Source organism: Streptomyces beijiangensis, assembly GCF_017315755.1.
Lineage (GTDB): Bacteria > Actinomycetota > Actinomycetes > Streptomycetales > Streptomycetaceae > Streptomyces > Streptomyces beijiangensis.
Genome location: NZ_JAFLRJ010001202.1, coordinates 1 through 367, shown reverse-complemented (window position 1 = coordinate 367; position 367 = coordinate 1). Strand labels below are relative to the sequence as shown.

General features: G+C 75.2%; 1 pseudogene. It reads right to left on the bottom strand.

Annotated elements, in window-relative coordinates:
• Positions 1 to 186 (bottom strand): annotated as a pseudogene (locus J0695_RS41175) (hypothetical protein); the annotation flags it as partial.
• Between the last annotated feature and the right edge of the window lie 181 nt (positions 187 to 367).

The window sequence follows — 367 nt, the reverse complement described above, 5'->3', positions numbered from 1 at the left end:
GCGCCCACCCGTCACCCAAGCCCCGCGCACCGCCTCCGCCCGGTCCGCCACCGCCGAGTCGGGGCTGCCCGCCGCGATCAGCCCGAGCACGTCCCTTTCGCGCGGGGTCAGTTCGGGGCACGGGTCCGCCACCTGCTGCGGGCGGCTCAGGAAGCCCAGCACCCGCCGCGCCACCCCGGGCCGCACTTGTCCGACGGACAGCGCGAGCAGGCACCAGGCGAGTGCGGTGCGTCGCGGTGTCCTGCCGCTTCATCGTCGAGGGCTGCGACGACGGAAGGTTCGGCAAGGTCTGCCGGCAGGGCTGGACGCTGTCCGCCATGACCCGCTGAGCACCGTCACCACCGGGAGGGCCGCTGTGCGAGCAGCG